Annotated in this window: 30 protein-coding genes; 1 reads left to right on the top strand and 29 read right to left on the bottom strand. The window is 64.9% G+C overall.

From position 1 onward, the window contains the following. Position 1: 1 nt before the first annotated feature. From OH686_RS19045 to OH686_RS18990, 12 genes are all read right to left on the bottom strand, one after another. Positions 2 to 550 carry a DUF2514 family protein gene (locus OH686_RS19045; protein WP_354005260.1) on the bottom strand — a complete coding sequence of 183 codons (549 nt, stop codon included), beginning with the start codon at positions 548 to 550 and terminating at the stop codon, positions 2 to 4. Beyond that, complete coding sequence (locus OH686_RS19040; RefSeq protein ID WP_289534498.1) at positions 547 to 1,068, bottom strand: hypothetical protein; 522 nt, start codon at positions 1,066 to 1,068, stop codon at positions 547 to 549. The genes OH686_RS19045 and OH686_RS19040 overlap by 4 nt, the downstream gene beginning before the upstream one ends. A 57-nt stretch (positions 1,069 to 1,125) precedes the next feature. Then, positions 1,126 to 1,260 (bottom strand): hypothetical protein, encoded by a 135-nt coding sequence (locus tag OH686_RS19035; protein ID WP_289534496.1) that lies wholly within the window; start codon positions 1,258 to 1,260, stop codon positions 1,126 to 1,128. A 66-nt stretch (positions 1,261 to 1,326) separates the two neighbouring features. Then, on the bottom strand, positions 1,327 to 3,144 hold the full coding sequence (locus OH686_RS19030) for a GDSL-type esterase/lipase family protein (protein WP_289534494.1): 1,818 nt from the start codon (positions 3,142 to 3,144) through the stop codon (positions 1,327 to 1,329). Further along, the gene (locus tag OH686_RS19025; protein ID WP_289534492.1) at positions 3,141 to 4,652 is read right to left on the bottom strand and encodes a hypothetical protein; all 1,512 of its coding nucleotides are present in this window, start codon (positions 4,650 to 4,652) and stop codon (positions 3,141 to 3,143) included. Before OH686_RS19025 ends, OH686_RS19030 begins: the two co-directional genes overlap by 4 nt. 3 nt (positions 4,653 to 4,655) lie before the next feature. Then, complete coding sequence (locus tag OH686_RS19020; RefSeq protein WP_289534490.1) at positions 4,656 to 6,239, bottom strand: hypothetical protein; 1,584 nt, start codon at positions 6,237 to 6,239, stop codon at positions 4,656 to 4,658. Beyond that, positions 6,236 to 6,613 (bottom strand): hypothetical protein, encoded by a 378-nt coding sequence (locus OH686_RS19015; RefSeq protein ID WP_289534488.1) that lies wholly within the window; start codon positions 6,611 to 6,613, stop codon positions 6,236 to 6,238. Before OH686_RS19015 ends, OH686_RS19020 begins: the two co-directional genes overlap by 4 nt. A 2-nt stretch (positions 6,614 to 6,615) precedes the next feature. After that, on the bottom strand, positions 6,616 to 8,355 hold the full coding sequence (locus OH686_RS19010) for a hypothetical protein (protein ID WP_289534486.1): 1,740 nt from the start codon (positions 8,353 to 8,355) through the stop codon (positions 6,616 to 6,618). A 1-nt stretch (position 8,356) separates the two neighbouring features. Continuing rightward, entirely contained in the window at positions 8,357 to 8,875 is a 519-nt protein-coding gene (locus OH686_RS19005; RefSeq protein WP_289534484.1) for a hypothetical protein, read from the bottom strand. A gap of 42 nt (positions 8,876 to 8,917) precedes the next feature. Then, positions 8,918 to 11,614 (bottom strand): tape measure protein, encoded by a 2,697-nt coding sequence (locus OH686_RS19000; RefSeq protein WP_289534482.1) that lies wholly within the window; start codon positions 11,612 to 11,614, stop codon positions 8,918 to 8,920. A 102-nt stretch (positions 11,615 to 11,716) separates the two neighbouring features. Next, complete coding sequence (locus OH686_RS18995) at positions 11,717 to 12,019, bottom strand: hypothetical protein (protein ID WP_289534480.1); 303 nt, start codon at positions 12,017 to 12,019, stop codon at positions 11,717 to 11,719. 58 nt (positions 12,020 to 12,077) lie between these two features. Further along, a complete protein-coding gene (locus OH686_RS18990) occupies positions 12,078 to 12,371 on the bottom strand; it encodes a hypothetical protein (protein WP_289534479.1) in 294 nt (97 codons plus the stop codon). 156 nt (positions 12,372 to 12,527) lie between these two features. On the opposite strand from OH686_RS18990, the gene OH686_RS18985 reads away from it, so the two are divergent. After that, entirely contained in the window at positions 12,528 to 13,139 is a 612-nt protein-coding gene (locus OH686_RS18985) for a hypothetical protein (protein WP_289534478.1), read from the top strand. A 39-nt stretch (positions 13,140 to 13,178) separates the two neighbouring features. Here OH686_RS18985 and OH686_RS18980 read toward each other — a convergent pair whose 3' ends face one another. The 17 genes from OH686_RS18980 to OH686_RS18900 form a co-directional block, all read right to left on the bottom strand. Next, positions 13,179 to 14,219 carry a hypothetical protein gene (locus OH686_RS18980; protein ID WP_289534477.1) on the bottom strand — a complete coding sequence of 347 codons (1,041 nt, stop codon included), beginning with the start codon at positions 14,217 to 14,219 and terminating at the stop codon, positions 13,179 to 13,181. 10 nt (positions 14,220 to 14,229) lie between these two features. Continuing rightward, positions 14,230 to 14,709 (bottom strand): hypothetical protein, encoded by a 480-nt coding sequence (locus tag OH686_RS18975; protein WP_289534476.1) that lies wholly within the window; start codon positions 14,707 to 14,709, stop codon positions 14,230 to 14,232. Further along, entirely contained in the window at positions 14,706 to 15,026 is a 321-nt protein-coding gene (locus OH686_RS18970; RefSeq protein ID WP_289534474.1) for a hypothetical protein, read from the bottom strand. Before OH686_RS18970 ends, OH686_RS18975 begins: the two co-directional genes overlap by 4 nt. A gap of 2 nt (positions 15,027 to 15,028) precedes the next feature. Further along, on the bottom strand, positions 15,029 to 15,343 hold the full coding sequence (locus OH686_RS18965) for a capsid cement protein (protein WP_289534472.1): 315 nt from the start codon (positions 15,341 to 15,343) through the stop codon (positions 15,029 to 15,031). Between the two features lie 78 nt (positions 15,344 to 15,421). Further along, positions 15,422 to 17,548 carry a ClpP-like prohead protease/major capsid protein fusion protein gene (locus tag OH686_RS18960; protein ID WP_289534470.1) on the bottom strand — a complete coding sequence of 709 codons (2,127 nt, stop codon included), beginning with the start codon at positions 17,546 to 17,548 and terminating at the stop codon, positions 15,422 to 15,424. Continuing rightward, positions 17,523 to 19,163, bottom strand: a complete 1,641-nt coding sequence (locus OH686_RS18955) for a phage portal protein (RefSeq protein WP_289534469.1) — start codon at positions 19,161 to 19,163, stop codon at positions 17,523 to 17,525. The genes OH686_RS18960 and OH686_RS18955 overlap by 26 nt, the downstream gene beginning before the upstream one ends. After that, positions 19,160 to 19,375, bottom strand: a complete 216-nt coding sequence (locus OH686_RS18950) for a DUF6148 family protein (protein WP_289534468.1) — start codon at positions 19,373 to 19,375, stop codon at positions 19,160 to 19,162. The genes OH686_RS18955 and OH686_RS18950 overlap by 4 nt, the downstream gene beginning before the upstream one ends. After that, positions 19,366 to 21,348 carry a phage terminase large subunit family protein gene (locus OH686_RS18945; RefSeq protein WP_289534466.1) on the bottom strand — a complete coding sequence of 661 codons (1,983 nt, stop codon included), beginning with the start codon at positions 21,346 to 21,348 and terminating at the stop codon, positions 19,366 to 19,368. The genes OH686_RS18950 and OH686_RS18945 overlap by 10 nt, the downstream gene beginning before the upstream one ends. After that, positions 21,320 to 21,865, bottom strand: a complete 546-nt coding sequence (locus OH686_RS18940) for a terminase small subunit (protein ID WP_289534464.1) — start codon at positions 21,863 to 21,865, stop codon at positions 21,320 to 21,322. Before OH686_RS18940 ends, OH686_RS18945 begins: the two co-directional genes overlap by 29 nt. A 111-nt stretch (positions 21,866 to 21,976) precedes the next feature. Continuing rightward, positions 21,977 to 22,765 (bottom strand): hypothetical protein, encoded by a 789-nt coding sequence (locus OH686_RS18935; protein WP_289534463.1) that lies wholly within the window; start codon positions 22,763 to 22,765, stop codon positions 21,977 to 21,979. 182 nt (positions 22,766 to 22,947) lie between these two features. Beyond that, positions 22,948 to 23,310: a phage holin family protein gene (locus OH686_RS18930; protein WP_289534462.1), complete on the bottom strand. Its 363-nt coding sequence runs from the start codon at positions 23,308 to 23,310 to the stop codon at positions 22,948 to 22,950. Continuing rightward, positions 23,303 to 23,692, bottom strand: coding sequence for a putative holin (locus tag OH686_RS18925; RefSeq protein WP_289534461.1), 390 nt, complete (start codon positions 23,690 to 23,692; stop codon positions 23,303 to 23,305). Before OH686_RS18925 ends, OH686_RS18930 begins: the two co-directional genes overlap by 8 nt. 187 nt (positions 23,693 to 23,879) lie before the next feature. Next, the gene (locus OH686_RS18920; RefSeq protein ID WP_289534460.1) at positions 23,880 to 24,269 is read right to left on the bottom strand and encodes an antitermination protein Q; all 390 of its coding nucleotides are present in this window, start codon (positions 24,267 to 24,269) and stop codon (positions 23,880 to 23,882) included. Between the two features lie 78 nt (positions 24,270 to 24,347). Next, positions 24,348 to 25,328, bottom strand: coding sequence for a tyrosine-type recombinase/integrase (locus tag OH686_RS18915; RefSeq protein WP_289534459.1), 981 nt, complete (start codon positions 25,326 to 25,328; stop codon positions 24,348 to 24,350). After that, positions 25,325 to 25,450, bottom strand: a complete 126-nt coding sequence (locus tag OH686_RS18910; protein WP_289534458.1) for a PSPA7_2676 family Cys-rich small protein — start codon at positions 25,448 to 25,450, stop codon at positions 25,325 to 25,327. Before OH686_RS18910 ends, OH686_RS18915 begins: the two co-directional genes overlap by 4 nt. Further along, the gene (locus tag OH686_RS18905; protein ID WP_289534457.1) at positions 25,441 to 25,683 is read right to left on the bottom strand and encodes a hypothetical protein; all 243 of its coding nucleotides are present in this window, start codon (positions 25,681 to 25,683) and stop codon (positions 25,441 to 25,443) included. The genes OH686_RS18910 and OH686_RS18905 overlap by 10 nt, the downstream gene beginning before the upstream one ends. Continuing rightward, positions 25,667 to 25,981 (bottom strand): hypothetical protein, encoded by a 315-nt coding sequence (locus OH686_RS18900; protein ID WP_289534456.1) that lies wholly within the window; start codon positions 25,979 to 25,981, stop codon positions 25,667 to 25,669. The genes OH686_RS18905 and OH686_RS18900 overlap by 17 nt, the downstream gene beginning before the upstream one ends. Positions 25,982 to 25,993: the final 12 nt, after the last annotated feature.

Raw genomic sequence — 25,993 nt, 5'->3', positions numbered from 1 at the left:
ACTACCCGCCACGCACAGCGCCGTAGGCCGCCTCGCATTGCCGGCCAGCTACTCGACTTCGGTCAAGCGCTGCCGCCAGCTCTCCCGCTCGGTGGTCAGCGCGCTCGAACAGGTCGGCGAGCACAGTGAAAGCTCGGTCTCCTGCCTGGCGCTGCTGGGCAGCGATGGTATTGCAGGTGGCTGCGCGGCTGGCGCGCAGTCGGTTGACCTCGAGCTGCAGCCGGTCACGAGCCCCAGCAGCATCAGCAGCATCCCCGCGCGCAGCGGCCAGTTTCCGTTGCCCATCTTCCTCTACCTCGTCTACGGCCACCTGCCGGCGGCGCTCCTCTTCTCTGGCTGCAGCAGTCGCGCGGCGATCGCGCTCCGATACCTCCAGCCGATAGTCACTCAGGCGCGTTTCGGCCTTGGCCTGCGCCGCTTGAGCATCCGACACATCCCCACGCAACCCGATCACCCGCAGCTGTTGCGCGCCGCCGACCAGGCAGGCCAGCAGCAGACCGCCCAGCAGCGCCCAGGCCCAGCTGGGGACCAGTTTCGCCCAGGTGATCACTGGAAGACCTTCAGGGCAGCGGCGTAGTTCTTAGCCCACTTATGCCGCAGCTCGGCGCGCTTCTCGGCTGTGCCTTTGGTGTATGCACCAGGCCGCCAGGTGTCCAGGTACAGCTGCCAGGCATCCTCCTCGTCGCCGATCGCCGGCAGCTTGTGCGGGTCCGTGTACAGCAGCAGGCGCGCACAGCCGGCGGCCAGCACGTCGTCATGCTGGAGGCGGTTGTAGATGGCCACCGGCTCGAACGCCACCCCGCGCGCGGCACACAGGTCGCGGAGTGGCGCTCGGCTGGCGTCGTGCAGGTAGATGCCCCACACGCCACCGCGCGATATCTCGGTGCCCAGCTCGAACTGCCAGAGCCCGCGTGCCGGGCCGGTGGGCCATTGGCGGCGCCGCTGATCGGGGTCTTCCTGCAGGGTGGTGGCCAGCAGCTGCAGCTCAGCCAACACGCTGGTCATTTTGGCAGGCAGCAGCAGAAGCGCCTCGGCCAACGGGCCGTTGCGAATTTCACGAAGAGTCATGGTGGCTCCAGAGACAAAAAAGCCCGCACAGGGCGGGCTGGGTGTGACGGGAAGGCGCTAAATCGTGGGCGGGCAGCTCGGAACGAAGGAGATGGCCACCGGTGGCTTCTTCAGGGTGTAGCCGCCCCACATGCCCATGGCAGAGGCGAGGCAGAAGAACAGCGTGAGGGTGAGGAGGTTCTTGAGGCGCATAGCAGATCCTTTGCTGGCGGTGCCGTCGTTGGCCGGGAGAGCGTAGATGACTTCCCCGCTGTTGCGCTACAGCAGCCCCTCAGAAGTCAGCAGGGCCTTCCATGCATTCGCGATGGTCTGGCGCCCAGCGTTATTGGGGTGGATGCCATCGCCGCCGTCGTAGGCCGCAGCCAAGTTCCCCACCCCGTCGTCCAGCGCAATGGTATGTGCGTTGATCCGGCCGTCCACGCCGGTGATCGGCGACCCGCCACCATTCATGATCGCGGTGTTCATATCGTTCCACTTGGCGAGGCTCGCCAGCGCCGGCGCGCCAGCGCCGTACCGGGTGATCATCCGCGCGTAAGCTGGCGTCATGGTAGCTATGAACACCTTGCAGCCGGCGGGCTTGCTGGCGTTCACCGCGTTGACCAGCGACTGCAGGGCGGCGATGGAGGTGGCGGTGGCCACGGCAGGATCGATGTCGTTGAGCCCCACCTCGATCATCACCCAGCGCAGGTCTGCTTTGCCGGCAAAGGCGTTCCAGTTGGTTGTTTGCTGGGCGATAGTCGCGCCGCCAATCGCCAGCGAGGCGATGGCGGAGTTTCGGCTGTCCGCTGCAGCGCGCAGCAGCGAAGCCGTGGGGACGCCTGCTGCCACATCGTAGCTGGCAATGGTCGAGTCGCCCAAGACGCACCCGTTGAAGGACTGCACCCGAGACGCCTGACGACTCATTACCGAGAAGGCCACCTGGGTGATGTCGGCGTTTGGCGAGCCGCCCGACAACGAGTTGAGATAGCCGGTGGACACCGCCCCAGAGAGCGGCGATGCGGCGGTGCCAAGCTTCGCGTAGGCGTACACCCCGTTCACAGCCATGTAGATGCCGGTGCTGTTGTTCGGGGCGTCCCACCAGGCGCGAACGGTGATGAACTGGCCGGCCACGGCGCGCTGCCCCGCCGCCGCGGTTGTGTCTATGGCGTTGGCGGTCAACACGTCGACGCCATTGATGCGCAGAATCCAGTTACCACTGACGCCGCCCGTGTAACGCAGAGAGTGGGCACCGCCGTTCAGGGACCAGGCGTAGAAGGCAGTGCTGCTCGACTGCGAGGCCCACTCGACCATCGCAGTCCATTCGATATCGAGGTAACCGCTGATCAGCGCCAGCACCGGCGCAGGTATCGCGCTGTCGGTAGTGGGCGTGGACGAGTTGTAGACGGCCAGCACCGGCGGGTCGAGCACGTCGGCGGTGAACCCTTGCGCGAACCCAGCCGGCGGCGTGCCCGACCAGGACGAAGGGGCGAACTTCGCTACCAGCCTGTTGCGGTCGGTCACTGTGCTGGCGTGGCCACGGCGCGGGCAGCCCATCGGGTAGACCGTGGAGTTTGGCGTGAAGGTGAAAGTCGGGGACGTACCCGCCGCCGGGTCGCCGCCGCCGATCCAGGCGCCCGAGTTGCGGTTGGAGATACCGCACCACGCCTTGCCCGCGCCGATGTCTACGGCCCACTTGTGGTAGTGCGCCAGGTTGGCCGCGCCGCCGGCGTTGTTGTTTGACGCCGATCCGTTCGACCAGGTGTCGGAGCCGGTGGAGGTGCTGGCCAGACCGAAGCTCGAGGCGGTGGCGCCGGGGTAGGAGGAAGTCGTTCCGGTCCCGATGCTGATGCCCGTCAGATACCCGGGGTTGGCCGCATAAAACTGGTCCGGCTGGACCTCGAAGTAGTACTTCCCACCGCTGGCGCCGATAACGGAAAGCACGCTGCCGCCACCGGTAGTGATGCCCGACTCGCACTGCATGTTGCCGGAGCGCAGCGTGATGTCGGCGGCCTTCTTGGCCGGATCCCAGGTCGTGTAGGTAACCGGCGAAGGCGGCGCGACGTTGGCGCCTGCCACCGCGGCCAAGAACATACTCATAGCGTGTTTCCAGCCAAGAAGAAGTCGTCGGCACCGCGGCGCTTCAGCGCGCAGGTACCGCCAGACGGGATCACCAGCGAGCCGCCGGCAGGGGCGCTGATGGTGACACCAGACCCGGCGACGACGGTCAGGTTGCTGGCTCCCTTGTTGTTCAGGATCAACTCCCAATCGCTCGGCAGTGCCGTGGTCGCCTCGGGGTCTATGGTCGCGGCCTTCGCTGCGGTGTTCGTGAAGACCAGGGTCTTCCTGTTATCCGACGCTGCCCCGGTATAGGTCGTTCCGGAAATGACGGACACGGGGGAGCTCGCGGCGCCGCTGGCTGCACTGACTGTCAGCGTACCCGCTGTGTCGTTGTAGCTCACGCTGACGTTGGCACCGGCAACGATCATGGCGCCGACTGTATCCTGGGTTACTTCGACCAGGTCGCTGATGGTGCTGGCCGCCTGCGTGCCAGTGTGGGTGCTGCGGTCGCGCAAGGCGGAGTCGGTAGCGTTTGCGGTGGCTCCGGCGGCAATACCGTCCAGCTTGGTTTTCATCGCCGAGGCGGCCCACCAGGCCGCGATGGCCTGCCAAACCCGTTGGGCCGTCCAGCTGCGCAGCACAGTGCTTGAGCCGGCCTCGGCCTCGGCCTGATCAACCGCGGCGTAGTTGACCTGGGCGCCGGCCTCGATGTCGTCGAGCTTCGCCTCGTCCGCATCGGTGAAAGCGTTGGTGTCCGGGTTGCTCTCGTAGAGAAGCTTGATGTCGGCAGCGGTCAGCGGCGCGCCGCTGCCAGAGGCGAGCCATTCGGCATCGCTCACGTCCCACAGATACCGCGCCGTCGCGCTACCCTCACCAGCGTCCACGTCCGCGTAGTCACCAGCTTCGGCACTGGGGAAGGCCGTCATCAGGGCGCCAAGGCTGGTGAAGAGGCCCTTGAAGTGGTTGCCTTCCAGGCCGGCCAGCTTGCTCTTCTCGGCCGGCGTGAAATTCTCCTGGCTCAAGCCGTAGCCGGTGAGCTTGTCCACCTTGGTGGCCAGGCCGCTGGCCAGCTCGGCAGGCTGCACCGCCGAGTCAGCCTTCGCGCCCTGGGCGGCTGTAGCGGCGCCGATGTCAGCCGGTGATGGGGCCGGATGCTGATGATCCTCGCGCGAAGCAGCTGCAGCCACGCCGGGGTCCGCCACCGGAGCCAACGGCAACGGCTCAGCATCCCCAACCACCGCGCGGACCTGCAGAGGCTCCGCGTAGCCTGCAGTGATGGTGCAACGCACCACAGTGCCAGCCGACCAGGTGGCAGGCGTCGGCGTGCCCTCGCGCCCGCGAGCACCGATGCTCAGCACACCACCAGCAGCACCAACTACCCGAACAATTTCAGGCGCCGCTCCCAACGGATCACAGGTGAGATCGACAAAGTCGCCAGCACCCAGAATCAACTGAGCGCCTTTGTCGGTTTCCACCACCAGCTCCACATCGGAGGCAAACAGGGGCGCCTGGAGCGTGGCGCTCCAGTTGTTGAAGAGTTTCTGCATGGGCTAAATCCAGTTGACTGGGCTGATGGAGCCGATCACGGCCTGCTCCGTCTTGGGGTTGAAGCTGCCGTAGTTGTTGACGGCAGGCGCTGCATCGCCAGCCATGGGAAGGAACGCAGTGCGCACGGCGGCGCCGACATACACCTGCGGGCCTGAACCGACCTTGCACGAGATGCCCACCAGATTGTTGCTGTAAAGGTCCAGCGCAACCCGGTAGCTGATGGGGCTGGGCAGCAGGCCGACCTCGCCGATCGACGCCACACACAAGGGCTGCCGGGTTGCTCCATCCCCCTGCAGTACAGCCGAGCTGACCGGCTGCATGTTCTCCAGCGCCAAGCCCGCCTGCACCAGGGTGAGCCCGCCGCTGGTGCCAGCAAGGCTGTAGCTGTTGCTCACCGCCGCAGACGGCAAGGGCGCCCCGTATGCGTACTCACCGGTATCCACCGTGCTGGTGGTGGTGATGGTCACGTCATCGGACCACGCACCACACTCCAGCCGAGCCACTGTAGTCACCACCGTCTCGCCCTGGATGGCGATTCTGCCGGTTTGGAGCACGTTGTTAGATCCGCTCAGGAACTCACGCACGATCCGACTCTCGATCGTCACACGCTCCAGCTCCGGCGCCGGCACCTCGCAGACGGACTCAACGCGAGCGCGCACAGGCACCGGAGTCTCGCCGTCAAACCCTACCTGCACCATCAGCTGGCGCGCGCCGGAGTATGTGCCGGGCTTGGTGTACGGGGTCGAACTGGGCGAGGCCTCCAGGGTTACCGCACTGTCCAGGGAGTATGTTACGTCGTAGGCCACCAACGAGCCGCCGCCACTGAACACGGGCACCCGGCTCACCTCCACCGGATCCTCGAAGGCCAGACGAACGAAGCCCGAGGGGCTAGCGCTTTCCGCGGGGGGCGCTATGTCGTCGATGCCGTACAGCAACGAGATGCTGACGGTGAGCGCCCCGCCCTCGCCCGTCACGGTGGCCAGGAAGAACCGGTAGGCACGAGGGCGGCGGTCGAGTGCGCCGCTGCCCGCGTTCTGGTAAGTCACCAGGGCCAGCACCGCATGCCTACCGGTTGGGCTCACTGCATGCAGCCGCAGCACCCCATTGGCAGCCGTTCGCAAATCGGCAAACACACGAGCCGCCTCTGAGCCTGTTGCCCGTCCTGCGGGCAGCGTGAAGCTCTGCAGGCGCTCCTCGGGCTCTCCACCGGCAACACCGAACCGGCGGCTGCGGATCTGCAACGCGGTTGAGGATGTCCCGACGGTGATGTTCTGCAACCGCAGCCACCACTTGCTTCCGCTGACAGCCTGATAGATCCAGCCATCCAGCCGCTTTCCGTAGAGATCTGTTCCGCTCAGCAGCGCCCGCCCCGCCCACCACTGGCCACCGGCAGGCGCCTGAGCGACCTCCTCGGCGGTGATGGCTGGGATACCGGCCACCTCAATCAGGTGCGTATCGCCAGGGCCGCTGGATTCCCCCACGTCATTGGGCGGCATCGGGTGAGCCCGCAGGCTGCCGTCCGCCAGAGTGATCAGCCCATCGCGCAGGCGGCCATGCCAGGGCCAGGTCAGGATACGTCGACTCATGCGGGCGGCTCCGCTAGGTAAAGATCTCCCGTGCGCCCCTCCGCGTCCGTAAGCACCAGTCGATCGATGGCGGGGAAGAAGAACAGACCGTCACTGCTCGCCATGCCGGATGAGTGATAGGTTCGGGCGCTGTAATCTGTCTCCACCAGAGGCCAGGCCACTCCCGCACCACCGCTCGAACTCGGGCGGCTCTCAGCCCAATCGGCGCGCCCGCGCTGCGCGGCGAGTGCGCCTCGCGGATCCAGCAGGCGCAGCGCCTTGGCTTGCTTGGGCCGGGCCACCACGCGATTCAGCGCATCCACCGTGCTCTGCCCGGTGCGCTGCTGCACCAGGGAGCGCCCGATGGCGCGGCGCTCGTCGGCAAGGCTGACCATAGTCACAGCTCCAGCAAGTCATTGGGTATGGCGATGCGGTAGGTCTGCCCCACCTGGATGATCTGCTCGTCCACCATCTCGGCCGCAATCTCTGGCGCGGTGATGGCGAAGCGGCGAGGAAAGCGCGGATAGGACGGATCGAAGTTGTCGTAGTTGCCGCTGAAGCCATCGGCATCGTCGTCGTAGTCGCCGCTATCCGGGCTGCCGCCAAGCTGAGTGATAAGACCTGGCGTCACAGGCTCCCCACCGGAACCAGGCGGGGGCTCGGCGGGGATGGGCGGCGGCGTGAGCGGGTCGTTGACCGAGCCGCCGCCGCGCATTACCGCAATCGTGAGCGTGGTCATAGCAACGCCGGAGGCCTTGTCGAGGCGGTGCTGGAGCCGGCTGCAGCGCCCGATGCCGGCCACGCCCTGATCGTTCATCTTGAGCGTATGGCCCAAGTCCACACCCATCACCAGGCTGGTCGGCGTGTCCCAGGCCAGGCCGCTGGCATTGTGAGCGCGCACGATGGTGGTGGCGGCCTGGTTGAGCTGGCAGCGCAGGAACAGCTGCCGACGATCCTCGGCCCGCAGGTCGTCATCCTCGGTGTCGTAGGAACCCTCGACAAGGCCGCCGCGCGACATCCGCTCCAAGCTCTGCTCCCAGCGCTCAGTCCGGTCGCTTTCAATCTCAACCGCCGAACCTTCGCGGACTATCACTTCGCCTACCGCGCTCACGCTGCTGATCGCCTCGACGCGCAACTGGTACTGCTCTGTGACGCTCTGCACCCAGCGCCGAATACCGCCCCAGGTGGCACCCAACACCAGCTCGGAATAGCCGTTGACCCATGGCACGCCCGTGCCGCAGGGGTCTCCGGCGCTCGGTGGCAGCCGAGTGAAGCTGGCGTTCACCATCACCTGGCCGCTGCTGTCGGTGGCCGAGCGCAGCATCTCCACATCCGGCAATTCAGTGGACTCAGGCCGCCAGGCGCAGAACCCAGGGATACCCGTTGCACCGCCGGTGCCAGGGTGCTGCCAACTGTAGTTCGTCACCAGCTGCCGCAGCCGCGGGTAGCGGTAGTCGGCCTCGATCTCTACGACGTTGGTAAGCGTGGACAGGTCGGCATAGATGACCTCGACGCTCTGGTACACAGTGGTGTCGGGCCCGAAGTCGTAATCCACCGGGCCCGCGTACCAGGTTGTCAGCCGGGGCGTGCCATTCACATCGCAGTCCAGGCTCGCGCGCACGGTGCTCAGCCGCTCCTCGGCGTACTCCCAGCGGCTGCGCCCCTCGGCTGGCTCAAACACGTCAGCCGACCAGTAGCACGGTATCAGCGCATCCACCTCGGCGATGGTCAGCCGTTCCACCCGCTGCTGCAGGCGATCGCTGCAGGCGCAGGAGAGCAGGCGTTCGTTGGGGTTCCAGCTGGTTTCCTCGATGTGCCCCGTGAACAGCCGCGCCGATGTAGTCACACCACCCGACGTGCTGAGGTAGTTGATGATCACCTCGCGCCCCACCCACTCGGCAGGGTTCGGATCATCGGCCATGAACATATCGAAGTCGGCAATGCCAGCGGCGCCGCGCTCCCGGTCAACCTCCGGCACGCCGGTGACCTGGGCACTCACGTCCACGCCAGCCACCAGCACCTGGTCGCGCCAGGTGAAGGCAACGCCGGTTGGGATCGGCTGCGGCGCCGGAGGGCTGCCGCCGTCGGCCGTGCCGTTGAGCGGCGCCGTGTTGAGGGCGTCTGCGCCTACCTGCATGTCAGACCTCTTCCCATGGGATGGACCAGCTGTGCGGCCGGGATGGGTCACCCGGGTTCATCTGCTGCACCGGGCGCTGCGCGAACACCCAGTAGCGCGGCATCCACTGCACGCTGTACATCGTGGCGCCTGGCACTGGCGTTACGGTGGCAGCCAACCCGGCGAGCACCATAGGCGTGCGCACCCATTCCCGGCCGATCAGGGCCTGGGCCCAAGGCGCGAAATCAGGCCGCGGTGTGCTGGTGAGCATGATGCCGATGTGGGTCGGCTGCGCGATGCTCTCCTGCTTCGTCAGGCGCAGATCCAGCGGCTGGCTGTAGTCCAGCCCATCGAGCCCCGGCGGCATCCAGCCTTGGCCGCTGATGCTGCCGCCGGCCTTGCGGAAGTGCGTCAGCTTCACGCCGCCGCCCTGCCCCATGCGCACGATCGCCTCCGCCAGAATCGGCGCATCGGCCTGCTCCGGCACGCCGGCGTGCACAACGATCTCGACGCCGCCGAGCATCACTCGCGGTAAGGCCATAAAAACTCCGGGCAAAAGAAAGCCCGCCGAGGCGGGCTATGGTCAGCGGCTGGTCGCGCCCAGCTTGCGGGCCGTTCGGTTCAACTCTTCAGCGGTACTGCGCGGCGCCTTCACCGAAAACTGCTGGCCGCCCAGCTGTAGCACCAGAGTGCCCAGGCTTTCGGCGCTCCCGCCGCTAGCCTCCAGCAGGCTCGGCGGAATCGGCGGGATGGCCGGCAGGCTGCGCGGCCCGACCAATCCACCCTCGGCGTAGCCATCTCGCAGGCTGGCCAGTGTGCTGCGGAAGCCATCCCGGCGGATACGCTCCAGAAAGGAAAGCGCCCCAGGCTCCCGCACAATGCGTTGAGGCTGAACGTGCTCGCCGGCATGCACCACACCTGCAGGCTGGTACTTGCCACCCGGGCCGGTCCAGCCCCCATCGGCGAAGCCGGGCGGCGTCAAGTTGGGTTGCTGCAGGATGTAGTCGCCAGAGACGGGGTCGAAGTCGCTTTGCTTGTAGGTCACCGGGATCGTCATGATGATCTTGGCCTGGTCGGCCAGTCTCGCCATCTGATCCAGCAGCGCCTGCTGCGCTTCGGCATCCAAGGTGGGCTGCACCTTGATGTCCTTCAGCTCCTCGAGCGCCGCCTTGGTTTGAGCAACGATATCCTGCGTCTGCTTCAGCTGCTTCTGGGCATCCTCCACATTCGAGCTGTCCGCAGAGTCCTCGATCGACTTCAGCTCTTTGATCATGCCGGCAAAGCCATAGGTGTTCTTGCCGGCATCTTTCAGCTGCTTCAGCACCTCGAGCGCTGCCTGCGCCTGCTGCTTTGCCTTCTCAACATCGCCACCCTGCAGTGCCTGGCGCGCTCCGGCCTTCAGCGCAGTCGCCTGGGCGAAGCTCGGCTCGCTGGCCTGGCCGCCTCCAGCCAGACTGGCAAGAGCGTCCTTGTATCGCTTTTGGGTGTCCAGCTGCGCCTGCTTGGCCTTTGCCAGTTCGCTGGCGGCCTTGCGCTCGGCGGCGATCTGCTGCTGAAGTGCAGCCTTAGTATCCTTGAGCTGCTGCTCCTTTATGGCCTTGCCGTCCTCACCTGCCTGCTGCTCCATATCGCGAACCCTTGCGTGATGCGCCGCAAGCCGCTCTGCCCGGAAGTCGTAGACCTTCACCTCCTCCTGCACCATCTCTTCGGCGTTCTCGGCAAATGTGCCCATGCCAGTCACGCGCCCCAAATGCTCTACAGCCAGCGCCATCGTGTTCAGCAGCGGTACTGCCTTGGCCGCCTCAGTTGCGACGTTACCAACCCCAACAGCCGCCTTCTTGGCACTACCTGACCCAAGTAGATCGAGGGAAGTGGCCAAGCTGTTGATCTTGTCGATCAGCTTCTGCGAGGCGCCGGTGCTCTCGTCGAACTTGCCCAGTAGCTGCTGGAAAGAGTTGGTCAGGCGTGTAGTGGCTGCCGCCCAGGTTTCAGGCATTTGCTCAGCTTCGGCGCGCAGCGCGGGCAGCACTCGGTTGGAAAGGTCGATCAGCATTTCGCTGGTGATCTCCCCCGCCAGAACCATGTTACGGAACTCGCCGACTGTCACCCCAAGTTCTTCAGCAAAGGCGCGAATCAGTCTGATGTTTCCATCGGAAACTGAGTTGAACTCTTCCGCCTGGAAGACGCCTCGGTTGAGAGCCTGCACGTACTGCTGCATGGCTGCTGCCGACTGTTGGGCGTTGGCGCCGCTGATTCGAAGGCCAAGGGCAAACGCCTCAGTACTGTTCGCCGCATCCTGTTGGCTGCCGCCAAGTTCTTTCACTGGCGGGACCAGTTTGGCATAGAGTTCTGCGGTGTCAGTTAGCGGCGCGCCGGCGGCGTCAGCAATACGCGCGGAGTCAGCCAGAGCTTTGTTCAGCTCCTCCTGGCTATCCGTGGCCAGATCCAGTTGGGCGCGCATGTTCTTTATTGGATCGATAGCCGCCGCGTACTGACCTGCCAAGGCCGCCGCACCAACTACTCCGCCCGCTACCCCTGCCAGTCTCCCCGCACCGATCCCGGCCAGCGCGCCGCCACCCTGAGCGCTTGATAGGGCCTGAAGCTCGCTCTTGCTATCGCGGATTCGCTGTGTGAGTTGCTGCTGGGCGACAGCCAGTTCCTTGGTGCTCAATTTTCCGCTTGTCCGCAGCAGCTCATACTGCTGACGAGCTCCCTGAATCTCGCCCTGTATCGCGCGGAGGCGGTTGATTCCCAGGTTGTCGCGCGCAGCTTCAATGTTCGCCTGACGCTGAGCGATGGCCTGTTGCTTGAGCGCGGCGGCACGGTCGCGGATGCCACGTGCTGCTGCATCCTGGCGGCCGTCTCCTTGCGCGCGGGTCATCTCAGCGTTGAGGCGCCGCTGTTCGGCGGCAAGCCGGGTAGTATCAACACCAGCGCCCTTCAGCTCAGACCGAACCCGCGCCAGTTGATTGGCCTGCACCGCCTCTGCACGCTCCAGGCGCTGCAGTTCCTTAGTGGCCTCCCGGAAGGATTCCTTAAGGCGCTCCGTTGGGGACTCGGTATTGATCAACTCGCGCTGCAGTGTCGCGAGGCGCACCCGGGCGGACTGAACGGCCTTGCCGCTGGCCTCCAGGTCGCGCTCAAGGTCGCGAGCCATGTTTACCTGGCGCAGAGGCTTCTCGATTTGGGTGACTAGCTTCGCGTATTCCTTGCTGAAGCCACGCACCTCGTTGAGCGCCTGGTCCAGGTCAGCAGTCATCCGCAGTTCGACTTCAGCCATGCTGGCCACCTTTCAATGCGTGCTGAAACAGCGTCCACGGGTATTCAAGAACCGAGTGATGCCCGGCCCTCACAAGCAGCACCACGGCCTGGTCAAGCTGGCTCAGGAAGCAGCCCGTAGGGATTTCACCCTGGCCAGCATCTCGAAAAAATCAGCGTTTGCCTCGCGGCACCCATCGATCACCACCCGCACTGCGCTGGGCGGTAGGGCGTCGACTTGAGCAAGGGTCAGATTGGTGAAGGTGGGCAGGTCGCAGAGACGCAGATCCTCGAAGAGAAAATCATGCACCACGTCCATTTCCGAAGCGGCGGTGACCAATGCGCGCAACCGGCCCACGGTCAGCTCGCGACACACCACATCCAATTCACCGATGCGCCGGTTAACTACCTTTCCAATGTCGCTCATGCCGTTCTCCAGGCAACAAAAAGCCCGCCGAAGCGGGCCAGAAAAACTCGCGCCACGCCTATCGCGATAGAGCGCCGAGGAATCCGCCAAACATTGCAACTAGCATCACGCCGATGATGAAGAGAATGATGAGCGCCGGTATGGACGCTATCGCCCACTTCACCATGAACCACACCATCGAGTTGAAGCTCATGTTGAGGTCCATGATGACGACCGGTTGGGCACCTCGGAACTCGTCCATCACTTTCCGCACGTGCGGAGCAACAGCCGCGTCGGCTGCCTTTCTTCGCTGCTCCGCCTGGCGGCGCTCTTCACATCGAGGGCAGAGAGCAGACTCCTGCACCTCCTTCATGGAGAACTCGTATCGACAAAACTCGCACTGCATGGGGCATCCCTCCCGGTTGAACTGCAAGGGACTCTAGCAACATACGTCACTCGTGCAAAATCACAGCTGGCGCACAGGCTTAACGGTGGCTAGATTCGTGCAAACGATAAGCAGGGATCGCAAATGCCGAACAGACCAGCAGGCACTATCGCCACGCTTACCATCGGGTATACCGATGCTGGCGGTGTAGCTACTCAGCGCGGGGTGTCCGTTACCGCGTTCGATCCATACGAGATGTTCGGCTTCTGTCACCTGCGCGAGCGCTACCGCTCGTTTCTCCACGAACGAGTCACCTCCTGCGTCGACATCAACACTGGCGAGCTCGTGAGCAACACCTACAGCCATCTGCTGCGGGCCTGGCAAGGCTCCCCCGGCTACGCCCTTGAGCAGTTCGCCGCGAACAAGCGCGCCGTTCTTCAGATCCTGGTGTACGTCGGCAAGGCGGATGGCCGCCTGACTGCCGCCGAGCGAAAGGTAATGACGGCGGCATGCAGGGTGCTGAGCGGAGACGTGCGCATCAACGATGAGATGACGGCCGCCCTGTTCCGCTCAACAGCAATCCCCGCCCTGTCCACCTTCAAGCGTGTTGTAGGCTCAATCGCCAGCGGCGGTGACCAGACGCTGATGAAGCGCCTATTGATTGCCTGCAACACCATCGTCAAGACAGAGAAAAAAGCATCTGCAGCTGAGCAAGAAGCGCTCGATTACATGGCGAAGCGCTTCAATCTCTCTTAGCTCGGCGCAGGGGCAGCCACTCGGCAACCCCTACTTCGATCACACCGCCAGCCGCTGCTTCTGCAGCTTGCCGTAGGCCGACTTGGCGTCGCCGGTGGAGCGGGAGTCCTCGCGGAGCACCTCGGCGCGCACGGTCATGGTCATGAAGTCCTCGTTGCCGATCACGTCGCGACTCTCGGTCGGGCTGAACTTCACGCGCCAGTAGTGGGCGTTGAACTTGCCCTTCTCGCCCACGGCGTTGGCGCCCTCCATCAGGAGGTACCACTCCTCGCCGGAGTTGGTGAGCAGCTCAATCTCGTCGAAGGCGGCGCTGGTGTAGTCCACCTCGGCCACCACTTCGGTAACTTGCACCACGGTGATGGTGAAGCCGTCACCGGCCACGAACGGAGTGGCGCCAGCGTTGATGGTGAAGCTCAGGCCACCCGTGTTGAACAGAGTGCCGGTGGTACCGCTGCCCACCGACCCGGCCGGGCCGGTGACGTTGAAGGCGGTGGCAGAGGTGAAGGTGACGGTGTAGGCGCCGACGGCGGCGCTGCTCACGGTGACCGCACCCATGGTGCCGTTGCCGGTGTTGCCGCCGGCCTTCGGCGCGCTGCTGGCGGACTTGGTGCCCAGCTGGGCGGCGATGTAGTCGGCGAGGTCGCTGTTCTCGATCACCTCGATACCAGCGCCGGTGATGCGCCAGTCAATGTCCTCGTCGTACTCGGTGCTGTCGATCTCCACCTTGGTGATCTCCAGCGGCATCAGGGCCAGGGCGGTGGTTTGGCCCACGCCGAGCACAACCTGCTCGGCGACTACCGCGGTGCTCGGCACCTCGGCGATATCGGCATAGAGGGCGTTGGCCAGGTTACGGGAGTTGATCTCGCGCAGGGCAAGGGTCAGGAAGAAGCGATCGACCCGGGCGAAGGTGTCGTAGGTGCCGCCCTGCGGGGTGGTGGTGTCCGGCAGGCGGATCTCGGTCTGCTCGATCTGCTCCTGGGCGGTGGATACCAGGCCGATAAAGTCGGTCGGCGCGCGGCCACCGGCCTTGCCCAGCTTGAAGCGGCCGCCGATCAGGGCGGTTTCTTTGATATGCGGCATGGTGTAGCCCTCAGGGATAGGTCGAGCCGGATGCCTCGACAATGGTCCGGATGTGGATGGGGATCAGTACGGTGGCGGCGGGCAAGCCATCGCCGGGCGGGTATGGGTCGGGCGCGCCAACGGCAAGACCGGGAGCCCCGCGAGGCAGCCAGTCAACGAACACGCCATCGATAGGTGTCAGGCACTGGAGCAGGTCCAGCTCGATATCCTCGATCGCTGGCTCGTAGCCCTCAACGCCGGCGGTCACGGCGCCGATCACCGAAAAGCCGATGTGCATCATCAGCTCGTGCGCCCCGGCCTTCGGCTCTTTGCCCTTGCCACGCTGCACAACCACCATGCCGGTGGCCGGCACGCTGCCAGGCTTGGCGATCTCGTTGAACCACCCCGCCTTCACAGCACCGCCGATGTTGGTGCGGTACCCGTTGCGGGTGAGGATGGTGCCCAGCCTGGCGAGCAGCGCCTGGCGAACCTCAGTGATGATGTTGCTCATGACTGCACCATGCACGCCGCGGTGACCATGTGGCCGTCGTCGGCAAGGATCTTCTCTACGAGGAACCGCTCGGTACCGACGAGGAACAGGCCGCCGGTAGAGGCTGAATCGAGGCGGCACTTGTGCCAGGTGACGAACTTGACGCCAGCGGCGAATGCATCGCCGGCGCCAAACTCGCCCCACTGCTGATCGACCTGCAGCTCCAGGTCCTCAGCTACTGTGGCGCCGTTCTCCTGGTAGCGGCCGATCGAGTCGGCCAGGCGAGCCGCCCCCACGCGGTGCAGGCGGGCCTGTGCCCGCGCGAAGCGGCCTTCCACGGTCAGTTACTCAGGCGGCAGTCGGCGAAGCCGTCATCCTCGGCAGCGGTAAGCTTGCCGAACGGGAAAGACGAGGCGGTGCCATCCGCAACCAGGCCGCCCTCTTTCAGGCTGACCTTGGCGCCCTGGGTCAGGCCAGTGGCGCACGGCAGGCGGAAGACGCCAGTCGCGCGAGCCGCGAAGGGTTCGCCGGCGGCGGCGGTCACCAGCGCAACAACTGCGAGGGTACCAATGACATAGGGGTTGCCGGACACGACGCCGCCAGCGGGAGCGATCAGGGTCAGCGAGTCGCCGTCCTGCACGTAATTCTTGGCCATGGGGTTCTCTCCTGTGGCTTGGGGGAAGCGGAAACAAAAAGCCCCGCTCTATGCGGGGCTCTCTGGGGCGAACGGTGATTAGGCGCCGTTGGCCTTCTGCAGGCCGCGGAAGTCCAGCGGGGCCACACCAGCATCGATGCGCACCTTGGTGGCCACGCCGTCGACGGTGAAGCCCTGCTGCTGCTCCATGTACGGCAGTTCGTTGCCGTCGAGGTAGGCCACCTCGATGGTGTCCGAACCCTGGCGGGCGGCCTGATACCAGGCAGTGGCGGAAGCGTCATCCAGACGCGCCTCGCCGATCACCTTGGCGAAGCCGCGGATCGGGTTGACGATGCCGCTGTTCGAGTCAGCGCCCGGCACCGAGGCAGACTCGATGATCTGGCGGGCCTTGTCTTCCAAGGCTACCGGGGTGATCACGAACGCCGGACGGATATTCAGGGTGCGGGCTTTGGCGTCGCCCTCGACCTGCGTCTTCTGAGTGGCCATCTGGGTCTTCGCCTTGCTCAGGGACTCGAGCGAGAGCGCAGAGGTGCCGCCGGTGAGCAGGTTCTTGTGGTCGGCATGGAACAGGGCCTTGCCATCGGACAGCGCCGGGTTGCCGGTCAGTACCGCGTACACCAGGTCGCCGATGGTGCCCTTGGCGGCGATACCCATCTTGCGCGGGATATCGGTCAGCATGCTCAGGTCATCGTTGATGATGGTCTGGCGGGTGATGCTGAACAGCTCGCCGTAGGTGGCCAGAACGATCTGCTCGGCACGGTCACCGACGGTGACGTACTTGTACTCGGCACCCTCGCGCACTTGGCGCAGCGCGGAGAACTCACCCAGGCCAACGCGGCGGGCGGTCTTGAAGTCGCTCAAGAAGCCCTTCTTGGTCCACAGCTGGAAGGTCTCCTCAGCCTCTTCCCAGCCGGCCAGCAGCGAGCGGTGGGCCACATCGATCAGGATGTTGCCGAAGTCGCTGGTGGTGTGGGTGAAGGCCAGGCCGTACATCTGCATGCGGTTCTGGCTCGCGACACCGACGCCGCGATCCACCAGGGAGGCGCGGGCCAGCTCGCCAAGGCTCATGTAGTTGTAGCGGTTGTCGGCCTGCAGTTCCTCGAGGCCAGCGCGGGCCAGAATGGAAGCGCGCACCGAGTCGCCAACCAGATTGCCGTTGCCGGCGTGGATGTGAGCGTTGGCGCCGCTGCGGCCCTGCGGGCCAGCCGACGGGGTGGTGTTCTCCGCGATCTTGGCCAACAGCTTGGCTTGGGCCTGCTCGACGGTGACAGTCTGGTCCAGCAACAGCTCATTGAGCATGTCGCCATGGCTGGCGGCGAACGGCGTAAACACCGCGCGGATGCCATCGCGGCGAACGTCCTCGGCAGCCTTAGCGCGGGCCAGGATGGTGGCTTCGTCAGTGACGGCTGCAGCAGGTGCCGCAGGCGCGGAGGGAGCAGCAGGCGCAGCAGCTGCCGGCGGCTGGTTTGGGGCAGCGGCTACCGGGGTAGTAGAGGCGCGCGGCTGCATCAGGTTTTTCATTGCTTCGGGCATGTGGGCGAACTCCTGCATGCGTTTGGAGGTGAGTTGAGCTGCCGCGGCGAGCGGCTCAGTGAGCAGGTCGGCAAAGCCGGCCTCGACAGCCTCGCGGCCATCCATCCAGGTCTCGGCCTTGAGCAGAGCCTTGATTTCCTCTTCGGACTTCCCGGTCTTGGCCATGTAGGCCGCCACCATGGTTTCTTCGATCTTTTCGAGCAGGTCGGCGTAGCGGCGCATGTCGTCCGCTTCGCCGCCCTGGATGCCCCACGGCCGGTGGACCATCATCAGCGCGTTCTCGGGCATGTAGATGGTGTCGGCGGCCATGGCGATAACCGACGCCATCGAAGCGGCCAGTCCGTCCACGTGGGCTTCCACGCGGGCCGGGTGATGCTTGAGCAGGTTGTAGATCGCCGTGCCCTCGAACACGTCGCCGCCGGGCGAGTGAATGCGCAGGCTGATTAGCGACAGGTCTCCCAGAGCCTTCAGCTCGCGGGCGAACTGCTGGGCGGTGATGCCCCACATGCCGATCTCGTCATAGAGCAGGATTTCGGCAACGCCGCGGCTCAGCGCCTTGATGCTGTACCAGCTGCCCTCGGGCTTGGTCTCTTCGGTCAGGGCGGCACTGGTGGCCACCGCCATAGCCAGCGGCGCCAGGAGCGCGCTAGTCAGCTTCCGATGGCTCCCCATGGGTGCCTCCTTGTTGATTGGGTTCAGAGAAATCGGGGGTCGGACCGGTGAGGCCCGCACCGTGCTGGTTGACCAGCTCGCGCGCCTCCTCGGCGGTAATCATCTTCCCGACGCCCAGATAGGCCTTCTGCACTGCCTCTACGGCTGTGAGCTGGTCCGGCACCGGCAGGTCGTGGAACGCGTCGGAGCTGAACACCAGCCCCGCCTCGCGGTTCTTCTTGATCTCGCCGATGCGGGCGCGCTTGAGCTCCTGCGGGTCGCGGCCGCGCGAGCGGGCAACCTCTGCCTCGTCGGCGAAGCCCGCCTTGACCAACAGTTCCCAGGCCTGGGCCTCGTGCATCGGGTTGATCCACGGCATCACCGGCCCCTGGTAGACAGCCGCATAGAGCGTGCGCAGGTCTACGTCGGCCGGCGGCTTGAGCACGCCGGCGGCGATGGCCAGCGGCAGCCATGTGCGATAGACCGGCCGGCACCAGTAGTCGATGAACTCGTGCTGCAGCAGGTCGTAACCCAGCTGAGCCTCGACCAACTCCTGGCGCTGCGCCGAGTAGGTTCCGTCATAGGAGCGAGAGGCGGTCGAGTAACCAATACGGCCGGCAGCCGACACAGCCCGGATCATTCCGTTGCGGAAGCCCTCCAGCATCGGGTTCGGGCGGTTGCTCTCGAACATGCCGATGTCTTCGCCCGGCAGCAGGTCGTCGAAGACCATGCCGGGGGCGATGGGGAAGGAACCGCGCTTCTCGGGCGCATTCTTCTCGTCGTAGTCGTGGGGCTCGCCCTTCTTGATGTAGAAGGCCATCGCCGCACAGATCCGCGCCGCGATGCGCTCGCTCTCCTCGTAATCCTTCAGGTCAGCCAGGCGGATCAACGCGGCATGCAGCAGCGGCACGCCACGGTTCTGGCCGATTCGCTTGCGATAAGCGATGTGGATGACGCGATCCGCGTCCACTCGCTTGGTGTTCTGGTAGATGCCCTGCCCCAGATCGCCCGGGTGGGCCTTCAGCAGGTGATAGGCTCGCACCCGCCGCCAGGCATCGCGCTCGATGCCTTGGATGATCCCCTTGGAGATATCGTTGTAGTCGTATGGCAGGTAGTCCGGCTCGAGCAGCTCCAGGGCAAACGGAACCCTGGTCAGGTGGCGATAGTTGGCCACGTTGCCCATTACCTTCTGCGCCAGGCCCTCGCCGTCACGCAGCCAGGTGCGGCAGACCATGCGTTCCATCTGCGGGCGCGTCAGCTCACCAGCGGTTTCTGGCTTCAGCGACCACTCGCCCCAGGCGGTTTTGATCTGGGCGCAGAACTCCAGGTGCACTTCGCCGTCTAGGCCAAGCACCAGTGGTTCGATACCGATTCCCGCGCCGCCCACCACCCGCTCTTCCAGGCGATCGAAGATCCCGGTCACGATGTCGTGGTTCTCGTCCAGCCAGCGGCACTGCTCCCGCAGCGAGCGGCCGGCGGCCTGCAGCGCAGCATTCGCGCTGCGCGTCTCGCCCTTGGCCTTGTGCGTGCGAGTCGGGCGCGCTGCCTCATAGGCCTGGATAACGGCCTGGTGTCGCAGGCGCTGCGCCACGAAGCCAGGCGCCAACGGTGCCAGCAGCCGATCGAGCCAGTTCATTCGAAAGTCGCCAGCTTGTAGCCAGCGGAACCACCGCCGGACAGCCGATTGACCTTGCGCTCCCACTCCTGGCGGCCAACGCGGATCTCGTCCAAATCGGCCATGCCCAGCGTGCGCCCACCGAAGCTGACGGTTCGACCCTCGAGCACCTCCTGCTCGGCAGTGAGGTAGCGCTGCAGCATGTTCTGCGCCTGAGTAAGTGTCACAGCCATGGGCTATTACCTGTTGTGCTCAGGAACGCGGCATTAGCGTCCTGGGCGGATTGGTCATTGATTCGCTTGGCCACAACCTCGGCCTTGATCGGGCGCGCCGCGGCGAGGCGTTGAGCTTCGAGTGCATCGAGGTCGAAGCCGAAGCGCAGCTGGCTGATGCGCAGCGCGGCGATGGCGTACACCAGGCAGTCGAGGGCCTCGTTTCGGCGGCCGCCTGAATCCCAGCGCAGCTCGCGCTTGCCCTTCACCATCACTGGCTTCTTCCGCTCTGCGGTCAGCTGCTTGAGCTCGTCTTCATCGCACCAGTCGATCAGCGGTAGGTGGATGCAGCCTGGCGTGGCCGACCAGGGCTGCGGCACCTGGATACGCAGACGGCTGTAGATCAGCTCCTTGGCGTTGTCGGTGCCGACCTCGGTCTTGTAGACCTTGTTCTTGCGGCGCCGCGGGAAGTTGGCGATGGGCTTGCCGTAGGTACTGGCCCCGAAGATCGGGATCACCCAGCGCACGCCGTGCTTCACGCTCTCCTCGGCAACCTCGTCCGAGTAGTGGCCGCCGGCATCCCAGCACCACCGCTCCACCCGCATGGGCGTGCCGTCCGGGCGCTTGAACTCGCGCTGCAGCTCTACGCCCACCTTGCGGCGCAACTCTGCGCTCGCCGGGTCGCCGCCGAGGATGAATCGGTGGATGAGCCACTTTTCCTCGCCGGCGCCGATTGCCCAGACCCGCCCCTCGTATCGGTCGTCCTGGGTGTCGATACCCCCGAACAGGCCCAGGGCCTGCTCGGGGACCTGCGCCGTGTTCGGGTAGATCTCCCGTCGACCGTAGAGCAGCTCCCACTCGACGCGGTCGCCCTGGTCCTCGATCCACACCTCACCGCGGGTGGTATTGATGAAGGTGATCAGCTTTTCGCGATCACCCTTAACCTTGAGCCACTCGTCCACCAGGGACAGCCAGGTGGACCAGGTGCTGTATATCGCCCAGCACAGGAAAGTGACGGAGCGCGGCGTGCGGATCGGCTCGCCATCGGCCCCGAACCAGTCCATCGAATCCCGAGTCCAGATGCCGGTGACTTCGCAGACCCAACGGCCGGCTTCGGATGCCAGCACCATGTCCTGATGGAAGAAGATGCCGGCGCAGTACTCGCACAGGTACCAGGCTTTTTCAGCCTCGCCGAGGGCGTTCTTTTCCCACTTCAGGCCGTAGGCGCAGTCCTTGCCGCCCCACTTCAGCATCTGCTCCTGCCGGCAGTGCGGGCAGGCGATCTGAAAGTTGAGGCGGTACGGTGACTCGTCGGAGGCTTTGGAGATCTGGCAGGTGTCTTCCTTGCCCGGGGTGGAGCCACGGATGGACTTGGGGTACACGGCGCCGTTCAGGCGCTTGTCGCCCAGAGTGACTGGGTCGCCCTCGCCTTCTACGTCGGCATCGAACTTCGACAGCTCGTCGTAGATCACCTCGTCCGCCGACTTCTCGCGGTAGTTGCGAGAGGCCTTGCCGCCGCGAATCCACAGCGTGCGGCGGTTCGAGAAGACCTTCTGGTCCAGGGTGTTGTCGCTGTGCTTCCGCCCGAACCAAGGTGCCAGGTCCAGCAGTACCGGGACATCCCGAATCAGGCCGTTCACGTGGCTTTTGCTGATGTCTTCGGCGTCCGGGTCAGTCGGACTCCACATCATCACGTTGCGGCGCTTGTGCTGGATCTTGTAGCCGATGTTGGCCATCAGCAGCTTGGTGTAGCCGATCCGCGCTGACTTCCGGAAGTTCACTACCCGGATGAGGTCGTTTCCCATCGCGTTCAGGATCGCGACCTGGAACGGGGCGGTCTTCCATCGTCCCTCGTTGTACGAGGACTCGGCGGACATATAGAAGTGCTTGTCCGCCCACTCCACCGCCGTCATGGGCGGCTCTTTGTACAGCCCCTGCAACCCTAAGCTGACCGCCTTCTGCAGGTCATTGATCCAGGGTCGCAAGATACTCATCGAGGATTTCCGGAAGGTCGTCGCCGAAGTGCGCGGCGAGGTTGCGCGCCAGGGCTATCTCCCGCTCGAAGGCCTCCAGCACCACCGGGTCAAGATCGGGGAACCGACGGCTGACGGTCTTGCAGACTGTCTCCAGTTTCGAGCCGATCTGGGCGGCGATCTTGGCCAGTGAATAGGTGGCGAACGGGACCGGGACGAGGATTCGCTCGTTCACCTGATTCTTTTGTTCCTGAGCGTCTGCCTGCGCCGAAGTCAGTCGTAGTCGTTCACGGAGTAGCTCGGACTCGACCTTGCGATCGGAACCTTCGCCATCAGGGTCGTCAGGTTGGTATTTCCTCAGCGCGTGGTCGATGCGGTTTTGCACGACATCCTGCACCCGGTAGAACGCCTCGCGGCCAATCCGGGCAATGGGCTCAACGTCCCATTTATCAAAGGCTTGCGGAGAAATGCCGAGGCTTTTGGCCATCTCGGACTTGTTTAACCATCCCGGCTGCCTGGTTGTTTCGTTCTTGGCCATGACTAAACAACAACCAACCTCCGAAAATCGGTCATACATAATTCGCGCGCGGGGCTCGAATTACCCTCATAGGGGGCCCCACCCAGGAGGACCCAAAGCCATAGGGTGGCCCTATCGACGGCGCATGGTGGCCAGCGCCTGCGCCATCGCCTTCTCGAACTCGATAGGCAACGACTGCTCTGCAGAGCGCTCAGCGATGGCATACCAGTCGAGCGCCTTGCTGTAGCTCGGCCTCTTGGTGAAGGCCAACACCACACGCAACCCAGACCTGCCCGAGCCAGTGCGCTCGGCAATGGCGAACGGCTTTCGGTTGCTGTCGTGCATGACGAAGTAACGCTTGGCGTTACCCTTGGCCCGGCTGCGCTTGCTGCCTGTGGCGTTGGCGCTGTAGCCCTCCTGGGTGAACAGGCTGGCACCGGACAGAATCTTGTTCAGCGTGCCGCGGCTGACGTTGCCGTACTGATCCAGCGGCAGCTTCTCCCCGGGCACCACGTACTGCCCTTGGGCAAGCACACCACGCCGACGCAGTAGACGCTCGACACCCTTGTCATCACGAGGCCCGCCGAAGACTTCAGGCGTCAGCCACTTGATGGCTGCCCTGCCCTTACCCCATGTACCAGTGCCACCCACCGAGCGGCCAGCAGGGCCTGCTGATCCGCCATCCTTGATCCAGACCCGCGCCTCCATCCTCTGCTTGGTGGCAGGCTGGATGAATAGGCTGTTGAGGGTCGCTGGCGTTGGTCTATCAAATACCACCTGCATCTCGGCACGCAGGTCATCCGCCACCACCTGGGCAGTGCGGGTCAGCGCCAGAGCAGCAGCAAATGGCAGCTGTTCACGCTCCAGGCGGTCCAGCGTCTGCAGGCGTTCCCGCAGGCCGCTGAACGCCACCTTGATCATGGTCTACTCCTCGCGAGCGACGGACACACGCCCCTTCACTGCACGATTGGCCCAGAACAGTACTTTGCGCGGGTCAGCAGGCAGCCCCGTGACACTGCAAGCAACGCGAACACCCATCACATAGAAGGGCCACCACCAGGCGATCCGAACGCGCAGGCGGAGTTTCAGCTTCGAGGCGGCCATCAGCTAGAAGCCTTGCGCCTATCGCGCCCTCGCCATGGGCCAGTGCTCCAGTCCACACGCAAGAACGAGGCGACATTTCCACGAGCGCGCAGCAACTGAACCAGCACGATGCCCAGCACCACCACCAGAGGTGGCGAGACGGCCGGCACCAGTTCCCCGTGCAGGGGCGCCATGCCTACAAGCAAGGCGAATCCACCGGTCGAGAACGCAAGCAGCCAGGCCACGAAGGCGGCCCACAGATCCGTGCGTTGATTCTCGGTCGAGCGCCAAGTTAGCACCCGCAGGCAAATGGCAGCGCATATCACTGCGGCCGCTACTGTCCACAGATCCACCTGAATCACAGCCACCACAGTGTTAGCCATTTGAGCCTCCAGTGCGGAACTCCCGCCACCAGCCCCAAACAGTCTTGATCCATGTCGGTGTCTGGCCTGTGGTCATCCATTCCAACGCACTGGTGATGATCATAATCAGAGCCGCGGCGCCGACGAGAGCCGGCAACCCGCTGTACTGCGTCCAGCCACGCCCGACCGCCTCTCCACCGGCGAAATACCCAGCAATCCAGCAAGGGAACAGATATAGCAGGCGGACCATAATGGGCAGGCTCTTGGCCCACAGCACGAACAGGACCGCACCGCCGAAGGCGCCCACCACGGCATTGAGGTCAACGCCCGGCAACAGCGCGGCGCCGCCGATACCCACAATGCCGGTGCCAGCCACGACAGCCAATGTGCTTGGCTCGGCCATAAGGGGTATCTCCAGAAGAAAACGCCCCAGGAGCTGGGGCAGAGGGCGCAGCCTGGGGGGGAACTGCGCGGAGCAAGAACGAAAAAGCCCCGGCATCTCTGCCAGGGCTTTTGAGTGTGGTGTCGCTGTCCGGAAAGCCAGACACGGTGCCATGAAAGCAGGTGCTTATCCGCGCGGAAAGCTTTTTCTACGCAGCCTCGCGAAATTTCTCCATCGCCCCATCGATCCACGCCACACCAGCCTTGATCAGCTCCCGCGCCTTCGCTTCACCCATGCCGCTCTCTCGGCCGATTCGCAGTGCCGGCCACTTCGCGCCGAAGTACAGCCACACGAACGTGCCCATCTGCTCATCCCTGCTCGACAGCCTGGCCACAGCAGCATCCACCGCCAGCGCCACGTCATCGATGATCGCGTAGTTCTTGATGCCGCCCATGCAGTTCGTGTTGTCCCGGATCAGCACATAGGACGGCGACACATACCGCGGCACTCCCATCCCATCCATGCGCCACCAGCCCCACTGCTCCAGCAACCACTCGGTGTCACCCAGCGCCTTTCCTGCATACGTCCGCTTCTTCATCTCACCCCTCCCCGCCCTTTTCCTGATCTTCCTCTGGTAGAAATCCCAAAAACGCTCGAAAGCCCCGCCCCGTCTGGGCTAGGCGGCGTTTGTGGAAATTCCGGTTTGTTCGCTTTTCAGGCCGTGCGCAGCGGTGAACCCGCGCGCATCGAGCCATGCATGCCACCGCTCCAGCGCCTCCCGGCGCAGCTGGTCAGCGGTGGTGCGGATGTACGTCTTCGCCAGCGTGCCCACCGAGTGGTTCAGCAGCATCTCCCCCACCAGGTAGTCGATGCCGATCTCAGCCCACACCGTGCGCGCCAGCTTGCGCAGGTCGTGGCTCGTCCACTCCCCGCCGCTCAGCTCCTTGATCAGTGCGCTGGCCTGCTTGGCGCTCACCGGCCTGCCATTCACCCCGGGGAACACCCACGGGCTGCCCTGGCGGGACGGCGGCAATGCCTGCCAGTACCGAGTCAGCAGTGCGCACATCTGCTCGGTCAGCGGCACCACCAGCTCCTCGCGGGTCTTCGTGTTCTGCGATGGGAAGATCCAGACTCGCTCGATCATGCTGATCTGAGCCCGGCGGGCCTGGCACGACTCGCCGATGCGGTTACCCTGGGCCAGCATCGTCAGCGCCAACATCACCGCCACCGGCTGCTGCTCGAAGGCCTCGCACAGGTTGGCCAGCAGGGTCGGCACCGCCACCGGCAGCAGCCCGGCCGCCTTCGGCTGCAGCTTGCCGGACCAGAAGTCCTTGAAGCTCACCCCCGCCAGCGGGTTCCGGTCGATGCGCTTCTGCACAGCGGCCAGCTCCAGCGCCATCAGCAGCACCTGCAGCGCCTTGTGCGCGGTGTGCGGGGAGAGCCCCTCGGCCTGCATCGGCCACACCAGCTGATCGTCCACCGTGGCGCGGTCCAGCTGCTTCAGCGTCACCTTGCCCAGCCTCGGCACCACCTGCCGGCGCGCCAGGCTCAGCATCGTCGCCCTGTAGCTGGCGCTAACCGAACGGTTCGCCTCCAGCCGCCCACACCACCAGGTCACCACCTGGGCCACGTTGCGCAGCTGGGCGGCCTTCGTCATAGGCCCACCAGCTTGTGCGCGTTGCAGCGCTCGCACACCCTCAGGCGCAGCTGCTCCCCGCCCAGCACAATCACCACACCGGCGTCCCACCGGCAGCCGGCCAGCAAGCAGATCAGGCGCATACGCCCTCCCCGGCCCTGGCCTGCTGGTCAGCCTGGATCATCCGCACCACCTCGGCCTCGTCGCCCAGGTAGGCGAACGGCGCGCGATCGCCGGGGCGGATCACCGTGAAGGGCGTCTTCGTCAGCCGGCACAGGCTCACGATGTACCCCTCAGGCGTCACCCAGCAGCCAGGCACCGCCCGGCCTTCGTCGCCCCGCATCTCCGACCAGCAGCGTTCACCGGCCATGCTCATGCCGCTCCTCCTCGGTCATCAAAGAAATCTGCACCACCGCCAGCACCACCTCGCGCCGCACGTACTGGCGCACCAGGTCCGGCTGGCTGAACGTCGCCAGCGCCTTGGCCACGATCTGGTCCAGCTGCAGGCCGTCAAACCGCGTGGCCAGCTGGAAGCAGTCCGCGTCGTCGTCGAGGGGTGCGAACCAAGGGCGCTCACCCCAGCCGGACACAACCGCAAAGCGCCCGGCCAGGTCGAACTGCCCGACCACCCCGGCCTCCTTCGCTGCAGCCTCGACCAACTGCGGATCAGCCATGCACTGCGCCCG

Origin of the sequence: Pseudomonas sp. SO81, assembly GCF_030374125.1 — a bacterium.
Lineage (GTDB): Bacteria > Pseudomonadota > Gammaproteobacteria > Pseudomonadales > Pseudomonadaceae > Aquipseudomonas.
Note: the sequence above shows the minus strand (reverse complement) of the source record. Positions and strands in the feature narration are given on the sequence as shown.

Excerpts from the sequence above, each read along its gene's own strand:
- OH686_RS18955 (WP_289534469.1), bottom strand. The coding sequence starts at position 19,163 with ATGAACTGGCTCGATCGGCTGCTGGCACCGTTGGCGCCTGGCTTCGTG.
- OH686_RS18980 (WP_289534477.1), bottom strand. The coding sequence starts at position 14,219 with ATGCCGCATATCAAAGAAACCGCCCTGATCGGCGGCCGCTTCAAGCTG.
- OH686_RS18985 (WP_289534478.1), top strand. The coding sequence starts at position 12,528 with ATGCCGAACAGACCAGCAGGCACTATCGCCACGCTTACCATCGGGTAT.
- OH686_RS19015 (WP_289534488.1), bottom strand. The coding sequence starts at position 6,613 with ATGGTCAGCCTTGCCGACGAGCGCCGCGCCATCGGGCGCTCCCTGGTG.
- OH686_RS18915 (WP_289534459.1), bottom strand. The coding sequence starts at position 25,328 with ATGACGAAGGCCGCCCAGCTGCGCAACGTGGCCCAGGTGGTGACCTGG.
- OH686_RS18935 (WP_289534463.1), bottom strand. The coding sequence starts at position 22,765 with ATGATCAAGGTGGCGTTCAGCGGCCTGCGGGAACGCCTGCAGACGCTG.
- OH686_RS18950 (WP_289534468.1), bottom strand. The coding sequence starts at position 19,375 with ATGGCTGTGACACTTACTCAGGCGCAGAACATGCTGCAGCGCTACCTC.
- OH686_RS18975 (WP_289534476.1), bottom strand. The coding sequence starts at position 14,709 with ATGAGCAACATCATCACTGAGGTTCGCCAGGCGCTGCTCGCCAGGCTG.
- OH686_RS18960 (WP_289534470.1), bottom strand. The coding sequence starts at position 17,548 with ATGGGGAGCCATCGGAAGCTGACTAGCGCGCTCCTGGCGCCGCTGGCT.
- OH686_RS18965 (WP_289534472.1), bottom strand. The coding sequence starts at position 15,343 with ATGGCCAAGAATTACGTGCAGGACGGCGACTCGCTGACCCTGATCGCT.
- OH686_RS18990 (WP_289534479.1), bottom strand. The coding sequence starts at position 12,371 with ATGAAGGAGGTGCAGGAGTCTGCTCTCTGCCCTCGATGTGAAGAGCGC.
- OH686_RS18905 (WP_289534457.1), bottom strand. The coding sequence starts at position 25,683 with ATGAGCATGGCCGGTGAACGCTGCTGGTCGGAGATGCGGGGCGACGAA.
- OH686_RS19040 (WP_289534498.1), bottom strand. The coding sequence starts at position 1,068 with ATGACTCTTCGTGAAATTCGCAACGGCCCGTTGGCCGAGGCGCTTCTG.
- OH686_RS19010 (WP_289534486.1), bottom strand. The coding sequence starts at position 8,355 with ATGCAGGTAGGCGCAGACGCCCTCAACACGGCGCCGCTCAACGGCACG.
- OH686_RS19030 (WP_289534494.1), bottom strand. The coding sequence starts at position 3,144 with ATGAGTATGTTCTTGGCCGCGGTGGCAGGCGCCAACGTCGCGCCGCCT.
- OH686_RS18940 (WP_289534464.1), bottom strand. The coding sequence starts at position 21,865 with ATGGCCAAGAACGAAACAACCAGGCAGCCGGGATGGTTAAACAAGTCC.
- OH686_RS18920 (WP_289534460.1), bottom strand. The coding sequence starts at position 24,269 with ATGAAGAAGCGGACGTATGCAGGAAAGGCGCTGGGTGACACCGAGTGG.
- OH686_RS18910 (WP_289534458.1), bottom strand. The coding sequence starts at position 25,450 with ATGCGCCTGATCTGCTTGCTGGCCGGCTGCCGGTGGGACGCCGGTGTG.
- OH686_RS18930 (WP_289534462.1), bottom strand. The coding sequence starts at position 23,310 with ATGGCTAACACTGTGGTGGCTGTGATTCAGGTGGATCTGTGGACAGTA.
- OH686_RS19005 (WP_289534484.1), bottom strand. The coding sequence starts at position 8,875 with ATGGCCTTACCGCGAGTGATGCTCGGCGGCGTCGAGATCGTTGTGCAC.
- OH686_RS19000 (WP_289534482.1), bottom strand. The coding sequence starts at position 11,614 with ATGGCTGAAGTCGAACTGCGGATGACTGCTGACCTGGACCAGGCGCTC.
- OH686_RS18900 (WP_289534456.1), bottom strand. The coding sequence starts at position 25,981 with ATGGCTGATCCGCAGTTGGTCGAGGCTGCAGCGAAGGAGGCCGGGGTG.
- OH686_RS18925 (WP_289534461.1), bottom strand. The coding sequence starts at position 23,692 with ATGGCCGAGCCAAGCACATTGGCTGTCGTGGCTGGCACCGGCATTGTG.
- OH686_RS19035 (WP_289534496.1), bottom strand. The coding sequence starts at position 1,260 with ATGCGCCTCAAGAACCTCCTCACCCTCACGCTGTTCTTCTGCCTCGCC.
- OH686_RS18945 (WP_289534466.1), bottom strand. The coding sequence starts at position 21,348 with ATGAGTATCTTGCGACCCTGGATCAATGACCTGCAGAAGGCGGTCAGC.
- OH686_RS19020 (WP_289534490.1), bottom strand. The coding sequence starts at position 6,239 with ATGAGTCGACGTATCCTGACCTGGCCCTGGCATGGCCGCCTGCGCGAT.
- OH686_RS18995 (WP_289534480.1), bottom strand. The coding sequence starts at position 12,019 with ATGAGCGACATTGGAAAGGTAGTTAACCGGCGCATCGGTGAATTGGAT.
- OH686_RS19025 (WP_289534492.1), bottom strand. The coding sequence starts at position 4,652 with ATGCAGAAACTCTTCAACAACTGGAGCGCCACGCTCCAGGCGCCCCTG.